Genomic DNA, 20,792 nt, shown 5'->3' on the forward strand with positions numbered 1-20,792 from the left:
TCCTGCGCCTTGTCGAAGGAAAAGGCGTTCATGCCCATGCAGTCCGAATGCGTGAAGACCTGCGACATGCCGATGCGCTGGGCGATCCCCCGCAGGACAGGCCCTTGGCCTTTCTGGCGGCCAGGATCAGGGCGGTCACGTCCTCGCCGGTCAGGGTGTGGGCAATCTGGTCTTTCATGGTCGTCTCCTTGCGGTAAAGGGGGTTACAGGCCCAGGTCGGTCTGGCCAGGATGATCGGCAGGGCGCGGCCCTTGCGGCCAGCGGAACAGGCGGTCGGCATCGCCGATGGCGACATCGTTGATCGAGGCGTGGCGTGCGGCCATCAGGCCGTCCGCGTCGAACTGCCAGTTCTCGTTGCCGTTGGACCGGAACCACCGGCCTTCGGCATCGTGCCATTCATAGCAGAACCGCACCGCGATGCGGTCGGGGGCGTGGCACCACAAAGCCTTGATCAGGCGATAGTCCTGTTCGGCCTGCCACTTGCGGGCCAAGAACGCCTGCACCTGGTCGTGGCCATGCAGGAAGTCAGACCGGTTCCGCCAGACGGTGTCGGGCGTGTAGGCCAGCGCGACGCGGGCCGGATCGCGGCCATTCCACGCGTCCTCGGCCATGCGGACCTTGAGGATCGCGTCTTCGCGCGAGAAGGGCGGCACCGGCGGGCGGGTCATTCGGCGATGGCCCGCAGATGCGCCGGGACCGGTCCGGTCAGGTCGATGCGGACCGGATCGGGGCGTTGCGCCGCCCCGCCCAAGGCCTGTCCCGCCAGTTCCGCGGACCGCCTGCCCAAGAACTGCACCAGGTGGTTGCGGATCGGATAGTAGTTTGGGTGATCGACGATGTCGGTGCGCGCGCGTGGCCGCGGGATGGTGATCCGAACCGATTCCGCCACCCGCGCAAAGGGTCCGTTCGTCATCAGCAGGATGCGGTCGGCCAGCAGGATCGCCTCGTCGATGTCATGGGTGATCATGAAGACGGTCTGGTTGGCGCCGCCCCAGATCTTCAGCAGCTCGTCCTGGATGGTGCCGCGGGTCAGCGCGTCCAGCGCGCCGAACGGCTCGTCCAAGAGCAGCAGCTTGGTGTGGTTGGCAAAGGCGCGGGCGATGGGCACGCGCTGGCGCATGCCGCCCGACAGCTGGCTGGGCTTGCGGTGGATCGCCTCCGCGCTCAGCCCGACCATCGACAGGTACCGGGTCGCGACCTCGTGACCTGTGCGCGGCTCCAATCGGGATGGCGGGCGCGCACCCCGAAACGGACATTGCCAAGCGCGGTCAGCCACGGCAGCAGCGCGTAGTTCTGGAAGACCACGCCTCGGTCCAGGCTGGGGCCGGAAATCTCGGCCCCGTCCATGGTCACGACGCCGGAGGTGGTCTGCGTCAAGCCCGCCAGGATGTTCATGATCGTCGATTTTCCGCATCCCAAATGGCTTAGGATCTCCACGAATTCGCCCCTGTCGATCCTGGCGGGGCGGTGATGAGGGATGCCCAGATGCGCATCCTGGCCCGCGACACCGTGCTGAACGCCATGCGCGAGGCGGGCGGCATGGTGTCGGGCCGCGACGGCGCCGCGGCCCTGCTGGGTGTTGCGGCCACGACGCTGTATTCGCGGCTGGCCAAGTACGGCGTGCTGGAGGTGGAGTGTGCGACCCCGCGGTCCTGACCAGCCTGCCCAAGGACCGGCACCGCGGCCCTGATGGCGCGTGATCATCCAATCCCAGGTAGGCCCCAACGAACCCCGGGGCGGGCAGGAGCATCACGGGGACATGGCGCCGATGGCTGCCAGCCGGTTCAGGATGTCGGGCCGCGCAAGCGTGCCGGCCGTCAGCCCGCTCTCAAGGTCGCTCAGCGCATCGCGCAATTCGGACAGGCCCAGCAGCGCCACGGACCCGGCCATCCGATGGGCCAGATGCGCCGCATCCGACAGGGTCGCCGGATCGGCCGTCAGGTCATCCAGCCGGGCCAGCCCGTCGTGGAACTCAGACAAAATGCGGTTCAGCATCCTGTCGGCATGCTCCGGCCCGATGTTGCCGGCCAGATGGCGCCGGGCGGCGTCCCTTGCCGGGGACGCGCCGCGCATGGTCGCGATGCGATCCAGCAGGGGGTCCAGGGCCTGGAAGGACAGCGGCTTTGTCAGCGTGGCCGACATGCCCGCCGCCTGGAACCGGTCCTGATCCGCAGGCCGGGCATGGGCCGTCAGGGCGATGATCGGCGTGGCGACGTTCGGGCCTTGCGCGCGGATCCGCGTCGCGGCGGTAATGCCGTCCATGCGGGGCATGCTGATGTCCATGAAGATCAGGTCGAATCGCTGCGCCAGCGCGGCATCCACGCCCTGTTGCCCGTCCACGGCCTCGACGACGTCGCAGTTGCGGGCATGCAGCATCTCGCGGACGACCATCCGGTTGACCTCGTTGTCCTCGACCACCAGCACGCGGCGCCGGGGACCGGGCATGGGGGGCGCAGGGCGGGCGGGGGTCGTTACCGGGGGCGGCAGCGGCTGGTCGGCCAGCGGCACCGTCAGGATGAAGCACGCGCCCTGTCCGATCGCGCTCTCCACGCGGATGTCGCCGTCCATCAGCCGGGTCAGGCGGCGCACGATGCCAAGGCCCAGGCCCGTCCCCTCGACCGTGCGGCGGAACGACGGGTCGAGGGTCACGAACTCCTGGAAGATGCGTGCGTGATCCTCGGGGGCGATGCCGATGCCGGTGTCATGCACGCGGAATCCGACCAGACCGCGCTGTCGCCGGTCGATGGTGACGGTGATGCGGCCGCCTTCGGTGAACTTGATGGCATTGCCGATCAGGTTCATCAGGATCTGCGTCAGGCGCGCCGGATCGCCTAGGACAGGACAGGCGGCGTCCCCGATCACCTGCGCCGACAGCGTGTTTCCGCGTTGCCGCGCGCGCGCCTGCAGCGCCTCCAGAAGGTCCAGCACCAGCCTGTGCGGGTCGAAGGCGACCTGCTCCAGCCGCATCGCCCCCGCATCGGCCCGCGCGATGTCCAGGACCGAGTTGACATGCCCCAGCAGCAGGGCGCCCGATTGGGCCATGACCTCGGCATAGCGGCGCTGCTGCGGGTTCAGCGGGGTGGCTGACAGCAGGTCCAGCGTGCCCAGCAGGCCGTTCAGGGGGGTCCGCATCTCGTGGCTCATGACGGTCAGCATCTCGTCCTTGGCCCGCTCTCCGGCGACGGCGCGGTCGCGGGCGCGGATCAGCTCATCGGCCTCCTGCACCTGGCGGGTGACGTCGCGCACGAAGGCAATCATGACCGGCCCCCGTTCGCTGGGCGCGCGGGCGACGGTGACCTCGATGGGAAAGATCTCGCCGGACTTGCGCATCGCCGTGGCCCGGACCGGACGGCCCGGATCGGTGGCCGGTGTGGAGATGTCGGCCAGGAACCCCCGCACCTCGGCGCGGGCGGCCTCGGGGACGATCAGGGTCAGCATGTCGGCGCCCAATGCCTCTTCCGCGCCATAGCCATAGATACGCTGCGCGGATTCGTTGAAATCCAGGATGCGGCCGTCGGTGTCGGCCACGACGATGGCGTCGTGGGATGTTGCGATGACCGTGCGCAGCCGTGCGTGCGTCGTGGCGATCCGTGCCGCCTGGCGCCGCGCGCGGTCCGCCATGACCGCCAGCGCCGCGACCACCAACGTCACCGCCACGACCATCATCCCGACAAGCAGGGCCAGGTCGTGCATGGCCGCGGACACCTGTTCGCGCTGGCGGTCGGACTGCCCCGAGAACAGCCGCACCCCCTCCAGCGACGCGGACCGCACCACCGGGCGCAGGGCCGCGACCCGGGCCTGCAGCGTGGGCAGCGCGTCGCGCAGCCGGTCGTCGGACCCGTCGATCAGCGGCACGATGGCGTCGAGCGCGGCCTCTGTCTGGTCCAGCCTGCGGCGGGCGGGGTCGTCCTGACGCAGGGTCTGGAACACCCGGCCCGTGGTCAGCGTCCGCATGCGGGAATAGAGGATGTCGAACCGCGTCCTGACCTCGGCCAGCATCGCGGGGTCGCCGGGCTGCGCGCGGGCGTCGCCGACCGCGACCAGCAGGGCCAGCAGCTCGACCTCTGACTGGGCCAGCGACCACTGGATGCTGTCTGAATTCGCGGTGGCAAGCTGATCGATCTGGCGCCGCGCATCGTCGCTGACGACCCAGACCACGAACCCGCACACGGCGATCGAGACCGTCAGGACGGCCACTGCGACCTGCAGCCGGGTGCGGATGGCGCTCATGGTACCGGGGCGGTGCTGAGACGGTTGAGCTGCCAGATGCTGCGGGAGTAGATCACCTCGGTCTGGTACTGCCGGTCGGCGTCATAGGGATAGACGATCCACAGCGGTCCCTTGTCGCGAACCGACATCTCGCGGTCGTCCATCAGATAGGCCACCAGGGGCACGTCCGGGCCGATCTCGGCCAGGGGAATGCTGATGGCATAGTCGTTGATCGCGGTCGCCGACACCTCTCCTGTGCTGCCGGGGCCGGTGGCGATGCCGGCATCCGCCAGGATGCGGGCCAGCGGGACGCCGGTGAAGCCGTGCACCCCTTCGGTCCAGACGGTCGAGGTGCTGATCTGCGCCTCGCCCAGGGCCTGCAGCGCCGGCAGGTCATAGCTGCGCGACCCGTTCGGACCGTCGACGCTGAGAAGGGCCGCCTCCTGTGCCAGAGCCGGCCCGGCCAGGGCAAGGGCGGCGGACAGAAGGGTGCCGTGAAGGAATGTGCGAACCATGAGGGTATCCCGATGCAGTCTGGCGATCATGGTCGGAAATGTCGCATGGACGACACAGACACGCACGACATCATTCGTATCGGACGCTATACGAACGGATAGTCCGGTTGTATCCTTTGGCGCAGACGGGCGGGCCATGCGGATACGGGCGGATCGAAGACCTCCGATCATCGGGTATCACGGACCCCGGCAACACAGGCTAGCATGTCTGGCTTGCCGCGTAAGAGGTGAAGTCGTGAAAATTTTACTGGCTGATGACCATGACCTGATCCGAGAGACCCTGGTCCTGTATCTGGGCGCGCAGATCGACGCCCAGGTCGTCGAGGTCGGCGATGTCCCCGGCGCGGAACGGGCGATCGCGCAGGCGGGGGACGTTCCCTTCGATCTGGCGCTGCTGGATTATGACATGCCGGGGATGGACGGGCTGGCGGGACTGGCCGTGATCCGCGGCCTGATGCACCCGCGCCCCGTCGCGATCCTGTCGGGGACCGCCTCGCGCAGCGTGGCGCGGGACGCGATGGCGGCGGGGGCGCGGGGCTTTCTGCCCAAGACGATGAACGCGCGGTCGCTGGCTGCGGCCGTGACCTTCATCGCGTCCGGAGAGATCTTCGTGCCCTACGGCTATCTGGAACAGGACGACCACGCCCCCGTGGGCGAATTGACCGCACGCGAGACCCAGGTCCTGCGCGGCCTGACCGAGGGGCGGTCGAACAAGGATATCGGGCGGCTGCTGGGCCTGCAGGAGGTCACGGTCAAGCTGCACGTCAAGACCCTGTGCCGCAAGCTGGACGCCAGGAACCGCACCCAGGCCGCGATGATCGCCCGCGACCGCAAGATGATCACCTGATCTGACCTGACGAACGATCCGTTGCCGGACGACCCCGCCGCAGGCGGGCTGTCCGGTCCTGTCCGGGCCGCACCTGTCGGTGCCGGTCGCAGGACCTCCCATGCCATCCTTACCAGAGACGGGGCCGCACATGCGTGACTTGACGATCGATTATCCCGACCACCCCATGGCCGCCGACCGCGGCATGTTCCGCATCACCCGCCCCGCAGCGGGCCGCAGCTGCGAGATCCGCCTGCGGACCGGGCGCCTGACCGCGACGAACGCCACCGCCTTTCGCGACCAGGTCTATGACCTGGTCGACCAAGGCGAGGATCGGCTGGTCGTCGACCTGGCCGCCGTCGATTTCATAGACAGCACCGCCATCAGCGCGCTGGTGGGCGTGCTCAAGCGCCTGGGCATGCGCGGAGAGATCGTGCTGTGCGGCCTGTCGGGCAGCGTCGCGGGCATGTTCCGCATCACCCGCATGGACAAGGTCTTTCCGGTCTTCGCTGACTGCGCCGCGGCATCGGCGGCGTTGGGGGGACGGTCGTGATGACCCGGACCCTGCGCATCGCGGTGCCGCTGCTGGCGCTGCTGCTGCCGTTCCAGGCCGCGGCCCAGGACGGCCCGCTGCCGCAGGCGCTGCAGCCGCTGGCCGACCAGCAGGCAGAGCGGCCCGCGCCGCCCTTCGGCCGCCACGGCCCCCTGACAGAGCGCGAGATGGCGATGGCCCGCGCCGCCTGGAGCTATTTCGAGGCCGGGTTCCAGCCCGAGACGGGGCTGGTCAACGCGGTGGGCAGCTATCCGTCGACGACACTGTGGGACACTGCGTCCTATGTCAGCGCCCTGGTCGCGGCATACGAGCTGGGCATCATAGACAAGCGCGACTTCGACCGCCGGGCCACGCTGCTGATCGCCACGCTGCGCAATCTGGACCTGTATCGCGGAGAGGCGCCGAACAAGGTCTACAACACCAAGACCGGGCAGAAGGTGAACTATGCCAACGAACCCGGAGAGGTCGGGTTCTCGGTCCTGGACATGGGCCGCATGCTGGTCTGGCTGCGCATCCTGCGCGAACGCTATCCCTATCTGGCCAACGGCGTCGACAACGTGCCGCTGCGCTGGAACTTCTGCAACATCGTCAGGGATGACGGGCGGCTGTTCGGGTCGGTCGTGTCGGGCGACGGCGACACCCGCTATGTCCAGGAAGGCCGCCTGGGATACGAGGAATACGCGGCCAAGGGCTTTGCCCTTTGGGGGTTCGACGTTACGGGCGCGCTGGAGCCCGCGCCGCTGGCCTATACCACGATCCACGACATCGACATTCCCTATGACGGCCGCGATCCGCGGATCTTTCACAACCAGAACTATGTCCTGACCGAAAGCTATCTGCTGGACGGGCTGGAGATGGGCTGGGACATGCCCGCGGCAGACCCCGCGGGCCCCGGCGTCGCGTCGCAGGGCTGGCGGGCGGAATTCGCGCACCGGATCTTCCTGGTCCAGCAGCGGCGGTTCGAAAGCACCGGCATCATCACCGCGCGGTCGGAACACCAGGTCGAGGGGCAGCCCTATTTCGTCTATGACGCGATCTTCGCCGACGGCTATGCCTGGAACACACTGGACCCCAGCGACGTCTATCAGCCCGACCGGGCGGCGGTATCCGCCAAGGCCGCGCTTGGCATGTGGGCGCTGTGGGACGTGCCCTACACCCAGCTGCTGTTCGACACCGTGGCCGACCTGTCCGAAGCCGATGGCGGGTTTTTCGAAGGCCTGTACGAAAACGGCAACGGCGTCATCCCGCTGCAGACCGCGAACAACAACGGCATCATCCTGGCCGCGCTGCTCTACAAGGTGCAGGGGCCGATCCTGCAGTTCGCCAACCCGAACACGACGGTCTGGGACATGGCCTATTCCCAGACCGACATCCGCGCGAACAAGTGCCTGCCCGAGCCGATGCTGCGCGAGGTTCCCTGCTGCACCTGCGGAGATCTGCCGCCGCCGGTCCCGACCATCGCCTCCGCGGATTTCATCCTGTGCCGCCCGGTCGAGGGCGAGGACGGCATCGCCGCGACCGATTGCACCACCGGCCCGCAGGTCACGGCCAGGCCCGAACCGCGCGACGTGCTGCCGCGTCAGTGCCGCACCGCCGCGGTGCAGCCATGACCACGGGCCGCATGCTGTGGTTCGACGCCAACCGCGTCTGCGCCGCCGCGGGCGTGGTGCTGATCCACAGCACCACCGATTTCGCGGGTCGCCCTTTCCCCGATGCCGGCGTGGCGGAACGCGCGGTGCCCGTCCTGCTGCGCTCCATCGGAGAGTTCTCGGGGTCCGAGATGTTCTTCCTGTTCTCGCTGTTCCTGATGGCTCTGCGAATCGACCGCCACAGGCCGCGCTATCGCGATGCGATCGCGACCCAGGCGCACAGGCTGCTGGTGCCCTTTGCGGTCTGGACGCTGTTCTATGCGCTGTTCCGCCTGATCAAGGCCGAGGCCTTCGGCTATGCCCCGCAATATCTGGTGCAGTTGGCCCAGATCAAGACCTGGGTCGCCTATCTGCTGTTGGGCAAGGCCCAGTACCACATGCATTTCCTGCCCACGCTGTTCGCGATCTTCCTGTTCTATCCGGTGATGCGGCTGGCCATGCGCTATCCGATGCTGGGGGTGCTGCTGGTCGCGACCCTGGGCGCGATGAACCATGCGCAGGGGTTTCTCTATGCGATCGACCTTGCGCCGCTGACGCGCGACTATCTGGTACGGGTCACCAAGGTCTGCGGTTATGTCGGCTATGGCCTGGCGGCCTTCGGTCTCTATTCGCTGTGGAAGGACGGCCTGCCGCGCGGAGAAAGCCGCCTGATCCGGCGCGGCGCGCTGTATCTGGTCCTGCTGGCCTATCTGGCGACGCTGCCCTTTTATGGCGGCGCCCTGCTGACGGGCAGCTTTCCGGTGCGGGCGGGCTGGGATTACTACGGCCACTTCCTGATGCCGCTGCTGGTCTTCTGCGCCTTTCTGGGCAGCCAGTACAGCGACTGGTCGCCCCGCTGGTCGGTCATGGCGCGCTATACGTTCGGCGTCTATCTTGTCCATCCCGCGGTCATCGACCTTTTCGACATCGCGCTGATCAAGGCGGATCTGGCGCCGTCGCCCGCCCTGCTGGTCGTGACGCGGTTCGCGGTGGTGCTGCCGGTGGCCTTCGGGCTGGCCGTGGCGATCGGCCGTCTGCCCGCCGTCGCCTGGACCATCGGCCTTGGCCCCACCCCCTGGGCCGCCCGCAAGGCGCGCCCGCAGCCCGGAGCGGTCCCGGCATGAGCATCCCGTATTACAGTGCCTTCGATGATCGCAGGCCGCCCGAACCTCTGCCTTACAATCCGCTGCGCGAGGCGCTGTGGCAGTTTCTGGCGGTCGTCACGCTGGTGATGGGGGGCTGGTACATCGCCTGGCGCTGGTCCTCCTCGCTGAACCCCGACGCGCTTTGGTTCGCGGCCCTGCTGGCCTTGGCCGAAACGCTGGCCTATCTGGGCCTGATCCTGTTCGTCGCCAACCTGTGGCGCGATCAGCCGGTGACCTGCCCCGACGCACCCGCAACGCGGGGCGAGGTCGATCCCGCGTCACCGGACCCGTCTCTGCCGATCACCGTCGACGTGTTCTTTGCCACCTATGACGAGGATCCGGAGCTGGTCCGGCTTGGCCTGATCGACGCCAAGGCCATCGCCTATCCCCATCCGATCGACATCCGCATCCACGTGCTGGACGACGGCCGCCGCCCAGCCATGGCCGAGGTCGCGCGGCAGGAGGTCGTGGGCTACATCACCCGCGCCACGAACGAGGGGTTCAAGGCCGGCAACCTGCGCAACGCGATGGAGCAGACCTCGGGCGACTTCCTGCTGATCTGCGATGCGGACACGCGGCCGTTCCCGACGTGCCTGGCCCGCACCCTGGGCCATTTCCGCGACCCGAGCCTGGCTTGGGTGCAGACGCCGCAATGGTTCTATGACCTGCCCGAAGGGCGCCGTCTGTCCCAGGTCCTGCAGGCCCGATGGGGCGCACGGGCCGGACGGGCAGGGCGCGCGGTCGAGCGGATCGTCGGCGAATGCCGCATCGGGCGCGATCCCTTGGCCAACGATCCGCAGATGTTCTATGACGTGATCCAGCGCCGCCGGAACCACGCCAATGCAGCCTTCTGCTGCGGCGCGGGGTCGATCCACCGGCGCGAGGCGGTGATGGAGGCCGCGCTGCGCGCCTTCGGGGCCAAGGTCGAACGCCGCGTGATCGAGGCCGAGGAGGAGATCACGCTGGAGACGCGGGAACGCGGCGTGGCCCCCGATCTTCTGGACGCGATCCGCACCCAGGCGGTCGGCACCGAGATCCTCAGCCCCTACCGCTTTCACGTGTCCGAGGACATCTATACCTCAATCGTGCTGCATGCCGACCGCGACCGCGGCTGGACATCATTGCTGCACCCCTTCGTCGAGACGCGGATGCTGTCGCCCCAGGACCTGATCGGCTGGACCATCCAGCGGTTCAAGTATGCGGGCGGCAGCCTGGACATCCTGGTCAACGACAACCCGCTGTTCCGGCGCGGCCTGACCCTGCGACAGCGCCTGATGTACGGGGCGACCTTCTATTCCTATCTGGGCGCCCTGTGGAACGTCGTGTTCCTGTTCGCGCCCACCGCCTATCTGTTCACCGGCATCTCGCCCGTGGCGGCCTATTCGTCGCAGTTCTTCCTGCATGTGGTGCCGTTCATCCTGTCGCTGGAACTGGCGATGATGGTGGGCACCTGGGGGATCGCGGGCCAGTCGGCCAAGGCCAGCTACCTGGCGTCGTTCCCCATCGGGCTCAGCGCGCTGTGGACCGTGCTGCGCGGCCGGCGCATCGCGTTCCGTGTCACGCCCAAGGACCGCCAGGCGGGCCGCTTCCTGCATCTGGTCCGTCCGCAGGTCGCGGTCGTAGCGCTGACGGTGGCGGGCGTGGCCTGGGCCACGCTGGCGCTGTGGGCCCTGGATACCGGGCACACGGCGACCGGGGTCGTGACGAACGCCCTGTGGGGCCTGAACAACTGCATCGCCATGTCGGGCATCATCCGCGCCGCGCTGTGGCAGCCCGACCCATCAACCCCCGAGGAACCCTGATGCGCCTTCGTCAGAACCTGGTCCGCGCGCGCGGCCATATCGTCTTCATCCTGGGGGTCATCGGCGGCCTGATGGTCGTGACCTGGCTTGAGCAGGCCGGACCTTCGGCCGCGGGGCAGGCTCCGGTCACGCCCCTGGCCGCGATCGAGGCCGCGACGCCGCTGCCGCTGGCCATCCGCGGTGCCTCCAGCGCTGCCGACCTGGACCATGCCGCCATCGCCTGGACGTATTTCAGGAACAACACCGATCCGAACACCGGGCTGGTGCATTCGGTGGACGGCTATCCCTCGACCACCATGTGGGAAACGGGGTCCCTGATCGTGGCCATCGTCGCGGCCGAGCGTGTGTCGCTGATCGATGCCACCGAGGCAAAGGATCGGCTGGCCGCCATCCTGACCAGCCTGGACCGCCTGCCGCTGTTCCAGGACAGCCTGCCCAACAAGGCCTATGACACACGGTCGCTGAAAATGGTCGATTACGCCAATCGACCCACCGATCTGGGTCTGGGCTGGTCGGCGCTGGACGTGGCGCGGCTGATGGCGGCACTGGCCATCGCGCGCGCGGCCCATCCCGACATGGCCCCGGCCATCGCGGCCGCGACCGATGACTGGCGGTTGGATCGGATGATCCGCGACGGACAGCTTTATGGCGCCAGCGTCGTGGACGCGGAGGTCCGCGAGAACCAGGAGGGGCGCCTGGGCTATGAACAATATGCCGCCAAGGCGATGATGCTGTCCGGGTTCGACATGGTGCGCGCCTATGATCCCGCCGACAGCGCCATGATCCAGCCCGTGATGGGGCAGGACATTCCCGTCGACACGCGCCTGCATCGTGGCCGCACCCCGGCCTTCGTCGTCAGCGAACCCTATCTGTTCGACGGGCTGGAATTCGGCTTTGACGCACGTTCGTCGCGCATCGCGTCCGCGGTCTATCTGGCTCAGCAGGCCCGCCATGACCAGACCGGCCATCTGACCGCGGTGACCGAGACGCATCTGGATGAGGCGCCGTTCTTTGCATATTCCACCGTCTGGGGCGGGGGCGCGCCATGGTCCGTCCTGACATTCCAGGGCGATCGGATCGACAGCCGCCGCACCTTGGCGACCAAGGCCGCCTTCGGCTGGGACGCGCTTTACGGCACGCCCTACACCGCACAGTTGGTCGAGGCTGTGGTCCCCACCGCCGACCCCCGGCGCGGTTGGCCCGAGGGCATCTACGAGGTCGACGGCACCACCAACGCCTCGATCACGGCGAACACGAATGCCCTGGTCCTGGCGGCGCTGGCCTTCAAGGCCGCGGGTCCGCTGCTGCGGGGTGCGCCATGAGGGTGGTCCTGCTGATCCTTGCGCTGGCCTGGCCCGGCTGCGTGGCTGCGGCGCCCTGCGTCGGGGCGGCGCTGGACCGTCCTCTGCCGGGCGCCCTGGACGCGCGACAGGTCAGCGCGGATGTGCCGACCGCGCGGTTTCCCGGCCTGTGGCAGCAGGGCCGTGTGGACGGGCTGACCTATCGGATCTTCGGTGACGGCACGGCGGTCCTGTCCGACGACCCCGGCGCACCGCGATGGCAGGTCCGGATCGAGTGCGCCGCCGCGACCTGCCGGATCACGGCGACCGGCGTGCCCGATGCGGGAGCCGATCGCATTGCCGATGCCCTGGGGCGCTGCCTGATGGGACGGGACGTGACCGCAACCGATCTGCGGCGCGCCGCACCGGCCTTTCCGACCGGTCTGTCCGATGACGTGCCGGATCGAGGTCGGTCTCTGCCCCCCGCCGCAGCGCTGGCCACGGCGGCGGGGCAGGCACCGCGCCGCGCGGTGGCGCGATGCATGCCCGACCCGGCGCTGTTCGGCGACACGCCGGCGCAGACGGTGCAGCGGATGCTGCTGGCTGCCGGGCAGGACCCCGGCCCGGATGACGGCGTCCTGGGTGCGCGCAGCCGGGCGGCGCTGCGGGCCGCACTGGGGCCGGGGTCGGATGCGGATGTGCCGCACGCAATCCTGGCGCTGCTGGCCATGCGCTGCGGGGGCTGAGCGATGCGGGGGTTGGGACCTGTCCTGATGGCCACGTTGCTGGCGATCTGGGGGCCGGGCGCCGCGCTGGCCTGGCCCGGCCCCCAGATCCTGCGCACCGATGATCCGGCCGTTCCGGGCGCGGTCGAGGTGCTGTCGGACACGCCCAACGCCCTGACCTGGTCGCGCGCGCAGGCAGGCCGGTTGGGCGGCTGGCGCTATTGGCTGTATCCTGACGGGTCGGCGGTGGTGATGCCCGACGGCGATGCGCAGGCGCGACCGCTGCGCATGGACTGCATTCGCGGCGAGGCCTGCCGCATCTGGTCGGGCACGCGTCTGGTGACCCGTATCCCGGCCACGGGCAGCCCCCGCCCGACGGTGCCCGACACAGCGGATGGCGAGACGCTTGCCCGCTATCTGGCGCTGTGGGTGCTGGCCGGTTCGGGGTCGCAACCCCGCGCCACGGTTCCCGTGGTCGATGCCATCGCGCCCCGACCTGCGGCACCCGACCGCCGTCACAGTGACCATCCGGCGCCGCCGCTGGCGCGGGACGGGTATCGGCTGACCATGTTCCCCGGCGCGTTCCTGCCATGTCGCGGCACCGCATGCACGGCACCGCTCCGCCTGCCGTCAGTGTTCGACCAGGCCCAAAGGCCGCGGACGACCTGCGCGGTGACTGCGGGGGTTGCGCTGTCAACGCAGGGGGAAGGCGGCCCGGGGCCGGCGCGCGTCACCCTGGGATGCGGCGCACGGCTGTCGGATCGTGTGACGCTGAACCTGGGTGTGACCGGACGCGGCGGGGCAGGGCGGAACCCCGACCTGAGCTATGCCCTGACCTGGCGCGCGACGGACCGCCTGTCGCTCAGCTATGCCAGCAGGTCCATCCGCATGGACGGGTCCTGGAGCGGTCTGCTGGAAGGCAGGCTGCGGGCCGAACTGACCCTGCCGCGCATCCCCCTGCCTGCGGGACGGGGGGCCGATTGCCGGATGCGCGTCACGCTGCCCGATCCGACCCGCGATGCGCTGGTCCTGTCCTGTGGCCTCAGGCTGACCGAGCGGCTGTCCCTGGGCCTTTCGGCCCATGCCTATGCGTCGGGGGTGCAACGGCCGTGGGACCCTGATTACACCTATAGCGCGACCTGGAAGGTGACCGACCGCCTGCGCGTCGGCTATGGCAATTACGCCGCCAACCGGTTTCCCTGGAACCGGGGCGACGGGCCCGGCGCCGGGCTGCGCGACGGCACCCTGTCGCTGACCTACGATCTGTCCTTCTGAGAGAGCCCGATGACCCGCATCCGCCTTGTCCTGCTGACCCTGCTGATGGCTATCGCCCCGCCCACCGTGTCGCGGGCCGAGGTCCGGATGGGAGAGACGGTCTTCAGCCCCGTCCTGGGGCGTGCGCTGTCCTACGACATCTACCTGCCGCCGGGCAGCGAGGGGGGCACGCGTGCCTATCCGGTGCTGTACCTGCTGCATGGCGGCGGGACGGGGCAGCCGTCGTACTGGTTCACCCTGGCGGGGATCGACCAGGTGCTGGACCGGCTGATCGCCCAGGGGCGGATCAGGCCCCTAATCGCGGTCGCGCCCAACGGTCGGCGGCCGGATGACGGGCCGGCCAGCTATTTCCTGGACGATGCGGACGGGGCCGCCCGGTGGCAGACCGCCTTTCTGGATGAAGCGATGCCGGGGATCGAGGCCCGTCACCCGGTGCTGCCCGGACGGCGGGCGGTCATGGGCATTTCGATGGGCGGGTTCGCCGCGCTGGTCTATCGGCTAGAGCATCCCGACCTGTTCGCCGGGGCCGCCGCCCTCAGCCCGGCGCTGCGCACGGACGAACAGCTGCTGGCCTTGTCGCCGGGCGACTATGCCGACCGTTTCGCGACCCTGCTGGGCCCGGATCTTGAGGGTGCGGCGCGGCTGACCGACCGGTGGGCCGCGTTCCGGCCCGCAGCGATGGCCGCGTCGGCGGATGCGGCCCGGCTGGCTCGCATCCCGTCGATCCATGTCCAGACCGGGTCGGATGACAGCTTCTTCGAGGGCACGGCCCAGCTGCACGTCGCCCTGCGCGATGCGGGCATCCGCCACCGTTTCCGCGTGATCGAAGCGGGCCATGACTGGCCCGCATGGCAAAGCATGCTGGAGGACGCGCTGCTGCATGTCGATGCCGTGCTGTCGCGCGGCTATGGCGAATAGGCGCGCCTAATGCGCCGGGACGTGGGCGTCGTGATCCTGCCGCACGTCGCCCGATCCGCCTGTGCGCCGTTCGTGGCGCAGCAGATCGCCCCGCCGCCATTCCTCGTAGCGCAAGCGCGTCGACGCGCTTGCATGATTGCGCAGGGCAGGGGCGTCCTTCCACAGGTCGAGGGAATAGGGTGTCATCAGCAGGCTTTCGACCCGGTTGCGCGCGGTCAGGATGACCGAATGCACCGGCAGCAGGATGTGGTGATAGTCGATGGGCCCATGATCGGGCCGCGCCATGGCGCGCCCGGCCTCGGCCAAATGCCTGGCCTTGGCCCAACGCCCGCGCCACAGGATCCGGTGCAGCGGAGAGAACAGCTCTCCGTTCAGGTCAACGGGGCAATCCTGGGGGGTCTTCCCGGAACAGTGCCGCGCGCCCGTCCACAGCACCGGCTGGCGTCCGTCGGTCGTCATGATCGCGTCGCCCGCGCGGACATCGCGAACCGCGATCACGCCTGCGCGGGCGACGTCGACCTGCACGTCCGGTCCGAAACAGGGCGCCGCTGCCTGTCGCTGCGGGGCGGGTGCGATGTCATAGGCGCCGTTGCCGACCTGGAACGTCTGCGGCAGCGTGGCAAAGGAGCGGTCGCCGTTCGTGATCATGATCGGCCCGATCCAGGGCGACCCCGCCGCGGGCTGCATGACCGAGGTGTTGATCCGGGCATAGTGATCCCCCAGCCCCGACAGGTCGCCCTGGATATTGGCGGTCTGGCCGGGGTTCATGGGCCGGTATTCCGCCACCTGCCGGCCCGACCCGTCAAAGACCTTCATCCCGGTGATGCCGCTTCTGCCGGTCAGCTCGGTCCCCGTGTCGTCGATGGCCGTGATCTCGATCCGGTGGTCCTTGGCCCACATCTGGCGACCCCATTGCACCGTGGCCGTGCCTTGAGAGGAGTTGGTGCCGACGGCGGGATCGACGATCAGCTGATCGCCCCGAATGCTGAACGTGATCACGGGAATGTCCTTCTGCAGGGTTTTCCCGACCATTAGGGATTTGCATGTTCTGCAAGGTTAACATCCCGCGCGACGCAGGCCTTTTTTGCCGGTCGTGGTTGACCGGGCGTTAACGCCGGGCGGTCCTGCCATTGTGTGCCAGAATACCGGCGCGGGCCGCGCCGGGAGCCGGAATGCCGGAGTGATCGGGCGCGGCCGGTCTGGGGGATGCATCCGGACCCGCGTCGGTTCGGCGCACCTGATGGCTGCATGGCCCGATTCATGCCCCCGCGTCATCCTCCCGGATCGCCGTGCGAATGTCGGGAGCGGTTTTGGGCGGGCGTGCCAGCCGCATCACCCGACGGTCAAGGGCCACTCACGACTGTGCCCAGTCCGATCGGACCGGGCACTGTGTTCCGTTCCAGCGGCGGCTGTGGAACCGCGGCCTATTGCGCGGCGCGCATCCGGCCTGTGGACCAGAACAGTGTTTCGCCGGAACTGTCGTCGGTGCCGTCATTGTCGGTGACCACCCAGCCCATACCGGCCGCGTCGATGGCGAACCCCTCGACCTTGTCCAGGACATAGCCGTTCTGCGCCTTGAGGTCGGGGATCAGATCGCGGACCAGCTCCTTGGTCACGACGGGCAGGGGGTCGCCCAGCCCTGCGGGCACCATCTCCGACAGCGGCACGCGGAACAGCGCCTTGAGCACGGCGGCGTCGCCGATCAGGTTGTCGCGTTCGACCAGATAGGCCCAGTCGCCGTCGATGGCGATTTCTGAAAGGCCCGTCCAGCCGTCGCCCGCAGGGTCCAGCGGATAGGCGACGGCGCCCCAGTCCTGCGTCAGCAGGTCATAGGAGACCAGCTTGACCTGGCCGGCGGGGTCGTCGCCCCATTCGCGCTGGACGGCCATCCACAGGCGGTCGCCCTGCCGGGCAATCCCCTCGAACCCATAGCGGTCCTCGTGGGCCAGCAGTTCGGCGGGCAGGCCGATCTCCTCCTGGATCTCGCCCTGGGCGTCGACATGGATGATGGCATGGGGGATCAGACGGTCGCTGCGACCCTCGGACGCCAGCCAGAAGCCGCCCTGACCGTCGGGCGTGATGCCCTCTAGGTCCAGCTTCTGCGCCGGATCACCGTTTCGGGTCACGATCGTCTTGGCGGTGATCCGCGCCGGTGTCCGCGTGGCGTCGATGGTATGGATCGCGGGCTGCGCGCCATAGGCGCTGTCCGACACGGCGAACAGCTGGCCCGGTGCGTCGCCCGCGGCCAGGCCCGACAGCGCGCCCCATCCGATCAGCCCGTCCGCGCCCTCCGCGGTGATCGTCGGATAGCGGGGGGGACCGTCGGTTGCGCCGAACAGCATGACGTGGGCGCGCGCGCCGCCCTCTGCGCCCAGATCGGCCTCGTTGGCGGTGACCAGCAGGTCGCGGGCGGGCAGGGCCACGATGCCTTCGGGGCTGATGCCCGACGGCAGCAGTTGCGTCAGCCGCGGCGCCGCCAGGTCGCTGACATCGTAGACGCCGATCAGCGATCCCCGTTCCGAGACGACGAAGACATGCGGGATGCCCCCAAAGGTCGCGACCTCGATCGATTCCGGTTCGACACCCTTGGCGTCCGAGCGTTTGTCGGGATAGTGACCCGCCCGGATGACCGCGTGTTCGAAGCTGCTGCCCGAGTCGTAGACGACCGTGCCGTCGCGGTGAAAGATGCTCCATCCGCGCGACCCGCCCTGATAGTCGCCCTCGTTCGCGGTGGCGAAATGGTCGGCGTCGATCCACTTGACCGCGTCGGGTTCGCGGGGAACGTCCGTCAGCGCCCCGTCAAAGGTCAGCGCCCCGTCGTCGCGCGTGTCGATGCCGTCAAGGCTGACCGTGCCGGCGCTGAAATGCGCGGCGATGGTGCCGTCCGCGCCGATCACGACGACATGGTTGTTTTCCTGCAGGGTGACGACGATCTCTCCCGCGGCGTTGATGTCGACATATTCCGGCTCGGGGTCGTCGGGGGCGATGTCCGCCAGACCGGTCAAGTCGATGCGGGTCTGCCCGTCGCAGTCCAGCGTGCCGTCGGTGACGGCCAGCGTGACCACATGGCCCGCGGGCATCTGCGGCAGGGCGCCGTCGTTCAGATCCTCGTCGCGCTGGTTCTCGATCGCCACGGCCAGAAAGCTGCCGTCATCGGCACGGGCGACCGCATCCGGCTGCCCGCCAAGGTCGCAGGATGCCAGCATCGCGCGGGTCTTCAGGTCCAGCACCCGCAGCTGCCCCGAGGGTTCGGTGAACGAGGTCGACGTGTCCACGCCCACATACACCCGGTCGCCGATGATCACGGCGGTGGTGGGTTCCCCGTCCATCGGCACGGTGCCCAGGGGCAGGGGGGCGGCCGGGTCGGTGATGTCCAGAAAGCCCAGCACCCCAAGCGGGCTGTCGGAATAGACCAGCGTATTGCCGTCTTCGGAGGCCGAGATGATCTCGGCCGAGGTCGGGCGCGACCGGTCCTCTCCCGCGGCCATGTTGTCGGGCGTGGCGAATGTCGCGATCCGGTCGAAGGTGGTCTGGGCCATCGCAGGCATGGCCGTGGCCAGCGCGACGGCCGACGTCAGAAGGGCAAGTCTTTGCACCGTGGAATCCCCCGTTTTGGTTCGGGGTCCTCTTTGATCACGGTCGGTGACGGCCTTGCGACACTCTGATGGCGCTTGTGCGACAGGGGTTGGGCGGTCACGGCCCGTCCGGCGGCGGCGCCCGTTCCGGGCCGACCGGAGGGGGGGCGCCGGTAAAGCCGGCCATGTGGTCGTCCAAGGCGCGGGCGAACGCATCGCGCCCCGTTCCGCGTGCGACATAGGCGGCCAGGTTGGGATGGTCGTCCAGCATCCCGTCCGCCATCCGCAGGACCGACACCATCAGCAGATCGCCCGGCCCGAATTCGCCGCCGAACCAGTCCGCCGTGCCAAGCCGGTCCGACGCCTCGTGGAGGCGTTCGTCGATGCGGGCCATGACCGCGGGCAGGCGGGGCGCGGACCAGGGCGCGTCGGCCTCGAACAGCGTGGCCATGGCGTGGTCCATGAACGGTGGTTCCAGCGTGTTCAGGGCGGCGAATGCCCATTCCAGCTGCATCGCCCGCGCCGCCACCGTGCCTGGCATCAGCCCGGGGAAGCGTTCGGCAATGTGCCAGACGATCGCACCGCTTTCGAACAGGATCAGGTCACCATCCTCCAGCGTCGGCACCTGGCCGAAGGGCTGGCGCGACCGGTGCGGCGGCCGCTTCTGCGCGCCTTGGGACAGCAGGCGCACGGAATAGGGCTGGCCCACCTCCTCCAGCGCCCACCGGACGCGCAGGTCACGGACCTGGCCCCTGGCGAAATCCGGAACCCAGTCGAAGGCGGTGATGGTGATCTTGGCCGCGGGATCAACCGGCATGGCGGCCCCCCGCATCCTGCATGTCGGGGGGGCCGTCCCGCGTCGCGGCGGGGTCCATCCACACCGTCTCCCACCCGTGGCCGTCGGGGTCGTCGAAGGCACCGCCATACATGAAGCCCTGGTCCTCGACCTGACGCGTGTCGTGCCCGCCCGCCTCGCGGGCGCGGCGGTGGATGTCGTCGACGGCCGCGCGGCTGTCGAAGGTCAGGCACAGCAGCACGCCCGACTGGGTACGGGCTTCGATGATGCGCTTGTCGGTGAAGGTGGCGTAGAACGCGTGATCCAGCAGCATCACGTGGATCGCATCGGACCAGACCATGCCGCTGGCCTGTTCGTTCGAGAAGGCCTCGTTCTTTGTAAAGCCGATCGCCTCGTAAAAGGCGGTCGCCCGCGCCACGTCCGTGACGGGCAGGTTGACGAAGATCATCCGGGTCATCGATTCGCTCCTCCTGTGCTGTTGACAGGATGGGGGCGCTTGGTTACCTGAGGCAACCATGAAGTTACAAAAAGAAACCATCAGGCCGGAACCCGCCCATGGCCGCTGGTACGACGATGCCTGCGGCAGTGCCTTCGGCATGGAATTGCTGGGCGAACGCTGGACCCTGCTGATCCTGCGCGAACTGATGTTCGGGCCGCGCCGGTTCACCGACCTGCGCGCGGACCTGCCCGGCATCAGCGCCAAGATCCTGACCGAACGGCTGGCCGGAATGGAGCGCAGCGGCATCCTGGCCCGCATCACCCTGTCCGACCCGGTGCCCGCGCAGGTCTATCAGCTGACGCCTTGGGGCCGGTCGGCCGAACCCATCCTGCAGGAGATCGGGCGGTGGGCTGCCGCCTCTCCGCTGCATGACCCGACGCTGCCCCTGTCGGCGGCGTCCTTCATCATGTCCCTGCGGACCATGCTGGATCGCCAGGCGGCCGCGGGGCTGTCCCTGACGGTGGCGATCACCATCGGCGGATCCTCCTTTGGCCTGCGTCTTGAACAGGCCTGTCTGGATGTCACCCGCGGGCTTCCCGACGCGGCCGATCTGGTCTTCGAGGCGGATGCGGCACCCCGTATGGCCGCGCTGTTCTATGGCAAAGTCGCACCTGAAACGGCCGGCGTGACCTGCAGGGGCGCAGCTTGCGACCTGCGCAGGTTCATGGACCTGTTCAATCTTCCGGAAAAATCCGCCCCGCCGAATGTTGCGGATTGATATATGCAAAGCGACCGGGCTCGATTGCGAAATGACGGCCGAAACTGCCAATATATATATATTGACGTATTTTGACGGTGGTTAATGGATAAATCCGCCGTTTGAGATTGCGGCGGGAAATTAATAATACAAATAGACTACAGCACCTTAGCGCCGCGCGACGCCCGCTGTGGTTGTCTGCGCAATCTTTTTGCGCGCAGACCGGTCGATCGCGGGACTGTTGTCACAGTCACGGACATGTCTTATTCCCGCAATCGATGCCGAACCTGTATGCTTTTCGCAATATTATCGTGCGAACGATTCAATTTCCGGTCGGTGCGGTGCGGCA

Annotated in this window: 20 protein-coding genes; 11 read left to right on the forward strand and 9 right to left on the reverse strand. The window is 68.5% G+C overall.

Annotated elements, in window-relative coordinates; genetic code table 11:
• Positions 1 to 203 precede the first annotated feature (203 nt).
• Genes PRL19_RS09585 through PRL19_RS09595 form a run of 3 tightly spaced genes read right to left on the reverse strand, consistent with a single transcriptional unit; the run spans position 204 to position 1,395 of the window.
• Complete coding sequence (locus tag PRL19_RS09585; protein WP_273742779.1) at positions 204 to 668, reverse strand: nuclear transport factor 2 family protein; 465 nt, start codon at positions 666 to 668, stop codon at positions 204 to 206.
• Positions 665 to 1,177 carry an ATP-binding cassette domain-containing protein gene (locus PRL19_RS09590; RefSeq protein ID WP_273742780.1) on the reverse strand — a complete coding sequence of 171 codons (513 nt, stop codon included), beginning with the start codon at positions 1,175 to 1,177 and terminating at the stop codon, positions 665 to 667. The genes PRL19_RS09585 and PRL19_RS09590 overlap by 4 nt, the downstream gene beginning before the upstream one ends.
• A complete protein-coding gene (locus PRL19_RS09595) occupies positions 1,165 to 1,395 on the reverse strand; it encodes a P-loop NTPase family protein (protein ID WP_273742781.1) in 231 nt (76 codons plus the stop codon). The genes PRL19_RS09590 and PRL19_RS09595 overlap by 13 nt, the downstream gene beginning before the upstream one ends.
• A gap of 90 nt (positions 1,396 to 1,485) precedes the next feature.
• Between PRL19_RS09595 and PRL19_RS09600 the strand changes: the two genes are divergently transcribed.
• Positions 1,486 to 1,656 (forward strand): hypothetical protein, encoded by a 171-nt coding sequence (locus PRL19_RS09600; RefSeq protein WP_273742782.1) that lies wholly within the window; start codon positions 1,486 to 1,488, stop codon positions 1,654 to 1,656.
• Between the two features lie 93 nt (positions 1,657 to 1,749).
• Here the strand turns inward: PRL19_RS09600 and PRL19_RS09605 are convergent, their stop codons facing one another.
• Positions 1,750 to 4,230, reverse strand: a complete 2,481-nt coding sequence (locus PRL19_RS09605) for a hybrid sensor histidine kinase/response regulator (protein WP_273742783.1) — start codon at positions 4,228 to 4,230, stop codon at positions 1,750 to 1,752.
• Complete coding sequence (locus tag PRL19_RS09610; RefSeq protein ID WP_273742784.1) at positions 4,227 to 4,724, reverse strand: putative pterin-binding protein; 498 nt, start codon at positions 4,722 to 4,724, stop codon at positions 4,227 to 4,229. The genes PRL19_RS09605 and PRL19_RS09610 overlap by 4 nt, the downstream gene beginning before the upstream one ends.
• 235 nt (positions 4,725 to 4,959) lie before the next feature.
• On the opposite strand from PRL19_RS09610, the gene PRL19_RS09615 reads away from it, so the two are divergent.
• The 9 genes from PRL19_RS09615 (at position 4,960) to PRL19_RS09655 (ending at position 14,876) form a co-directional block, all read left to right on the forward strand.
• Positions 4,960 to 5,571, forward strand: a complete 612-nt coding sequence (locus tag PRL19_RS09615; RefSeq protein WP_273742785.1) for a response regulator transcription factor — start codon at positions 4,960 to 4,962, stop codon at positions 5,569 to 5,571.
• Between the two features lie 130 nt (positions 5,572 to 5,701).
• On the forward strand, positions 5,702 to 6,103 hold the full coding sequence (locus tag PRL19_RS09620; protein WP_273742786.1) for an STAS domain-containing protein: 402 nt from the start codon (positions 5,702 to 5,704) through the stop codon (positions 6,101 to 6,103).
• Positions 6,103 to 7,713, forward strand: a complete 1,611-nt coding sequence (locus tag PRL19_RS09625; protein WP_273742787.1) for a DUF3131 domain-containing protein — start codon at positions 6,103 to 6,105, stop codon at positions 7,711 to 7,713. Before PRL19_RS09620 ends, PRL19_RS09625 begins: the two co-directional genes overlap by 1 nt.
• Positions 7,710 to 8,855 (forward strand): acyltransferase, encoded by a 1,146-nt coding sequence (locus PRL19_RS09630; RefSeq protein ID WP_273742788.1) that lies wholly within the window; start codon positions 7,710 to 7,712, stop codon positions 8,853 to 8,855. Before PRL19_RS09625 ends, PRL19_RS09630 begins: the two co-directional genes overlap by 4 nt.
• Positions 8,852 to 10,678 carry a glycosyltransferase family 2 protein gene (locus PRL19_RS09635; protein WP_273742789.1) on the forward strand — a complete coding sequence of 609 codons (1,827 nt, stop codon included), beginning with the start codon at positions 8,852 to 8,854 and terminating at the stop codon, positions 10,676 to 10,678. The genes PRL19_RS09630 and PRL19_RS09635 overlap by 4 nt, the downstream gene beginning before the upstream one ends.
• Positions 10,678 to 12,000 (forward strand): DUF3131 domain-containing protein, encoded by a 1,323-nt coding sequence (locus PRL19_RS09640; RefSeq protein WP_273742790.1) that lies wholly within the window; start codon positions 10,678 to 10,680, stop codon positions 11,998 to 12,000. The genes PRL19_RS09635 and PRL19_RS09640 overlap by 1 nt, the downstream gene beginning before the upstream one ends.
• Entirely contained in the window at positions 11,997 to 12,704 is a 708-nt protein-coding gene (locus tag PRL19_RS09645) for a hypothetical protein (RefSeq protein ID WP_157001567.1), read from the forward strand. Before PRL19_RS09640 ends, PRL19_RS09645 begins: the two co-directional genes overlap by 4 nt.
• A 27-nt stretch (positions 12,705 to 12,731) precedes the next feature.
• Complete coding sequence (locus tag PRL19_RS09650) at positions 12,732 to 13,958, forward strand: hypothetical protein (RefSeq protein WP_273742791.1); 1,227 nt, start codon at positions 12,732 to 12,734, stop codon at positions 13,956 to 13,958.
• A 9-nt stretch (positions 13,959 to 13,967) separates the two neighbouring features.
• Positions 13,968 to 14,876: an alpha/beta hydrolase gene (locus tag PRL19_RS09655; protein WP_273742792.1), complete on the forward strand. Its 909-nt coding sequence runs from the start codon at positions 13,968 to 13,970 to the stop codon at positions 14,874 to 14,876.
• A 6-nt stretch (positions 14,877 to 14,882) separates the two neighbouring features.
• Here the strand turns inward: PRL19_RS09655 and PRL19_RS09660 are convergent, their stop codons facing one another.
• From PRL19_RS09660 to PRL19_RS09675, 4 genes are all read right to left on the reverse strand, one after another.
• Positions 14,883 to 15,875, reverse strand: coding sequence for a Hint domain-containing protein (locus PRL19_RS09660; RefSeq protein WP_273742793.1), 993 nt, complete (start codon positions 15,873 to 15,875; stop codon positions 14,883 to 14,885).
• A gap of 425 nt (positions 15,876 to 16,300) precedes the next feature.
• Entirely contained in the window at positions 16,301 to 18,424 is a 2,124-nt protein-coding gene (locus PRL19_RS09665) for an esterase-like activity of phytase family protein (RefSeq protein ID WP_273744492.1), read from the reverse strand.
• 145 nt (positions 18,425 to 18,569) lie between these two features.
• Positions 18,570 to 19,268 carry a glutathione S-transferase family protein gene (locus PRL19_RS09670; RefSeq protein WP_273742794.1) on the reverse strand — a complete coding sequence of 233 codons (699 nt, stop codon included), beginning with the start codon at positions 19,266 to 19,268 and terminating at the stop codon, positions 18,570 to 18,572.
• Positions 19,258 to 19,704 (reverse strand): VOC family protein, encoded by a 447-nt coding sequence (locus PRL19_RS09675; RefSeq protein WP_273742795.1) that lies wholly within the window; start codon positions 19,702 to 19,704, stop codon positions 19,258 to 19,260. Before PRL19_RS09675 ends, PRL19_RS09670 begins: the two co-directional genes overlap by 11 nt.
• 58 nt (positions 19,705 to 19,762) lie before the next feature.
• Here PRL19_RS09675 and PRL19_RS09680 point away from each other — a divergent pair, with 58 nt between their 5' ends.
• Entirely contained in the window at positions 19,763 to 20,464 is a 702-nt protein-coding gene (locus PRL19_RS09680) for a winged helix-turn-helix transcriptional regulator (protein WP_273742797.1), read from the forward strand.
• Positions 20,465 to 20,792 lie beyond the last annotated feature (328 nt).

Source organism: Paracoccus marcusii (genome assembly GCF_028621715.1).
In the GTDB taxonomy this organism is placed as follows: Bacteria; Pseudomonadota; Alphaproteobacteria; order Rhodobacterales; family Rhodobacteraceae; genus Paracoccus; species Paracoccus marcusii.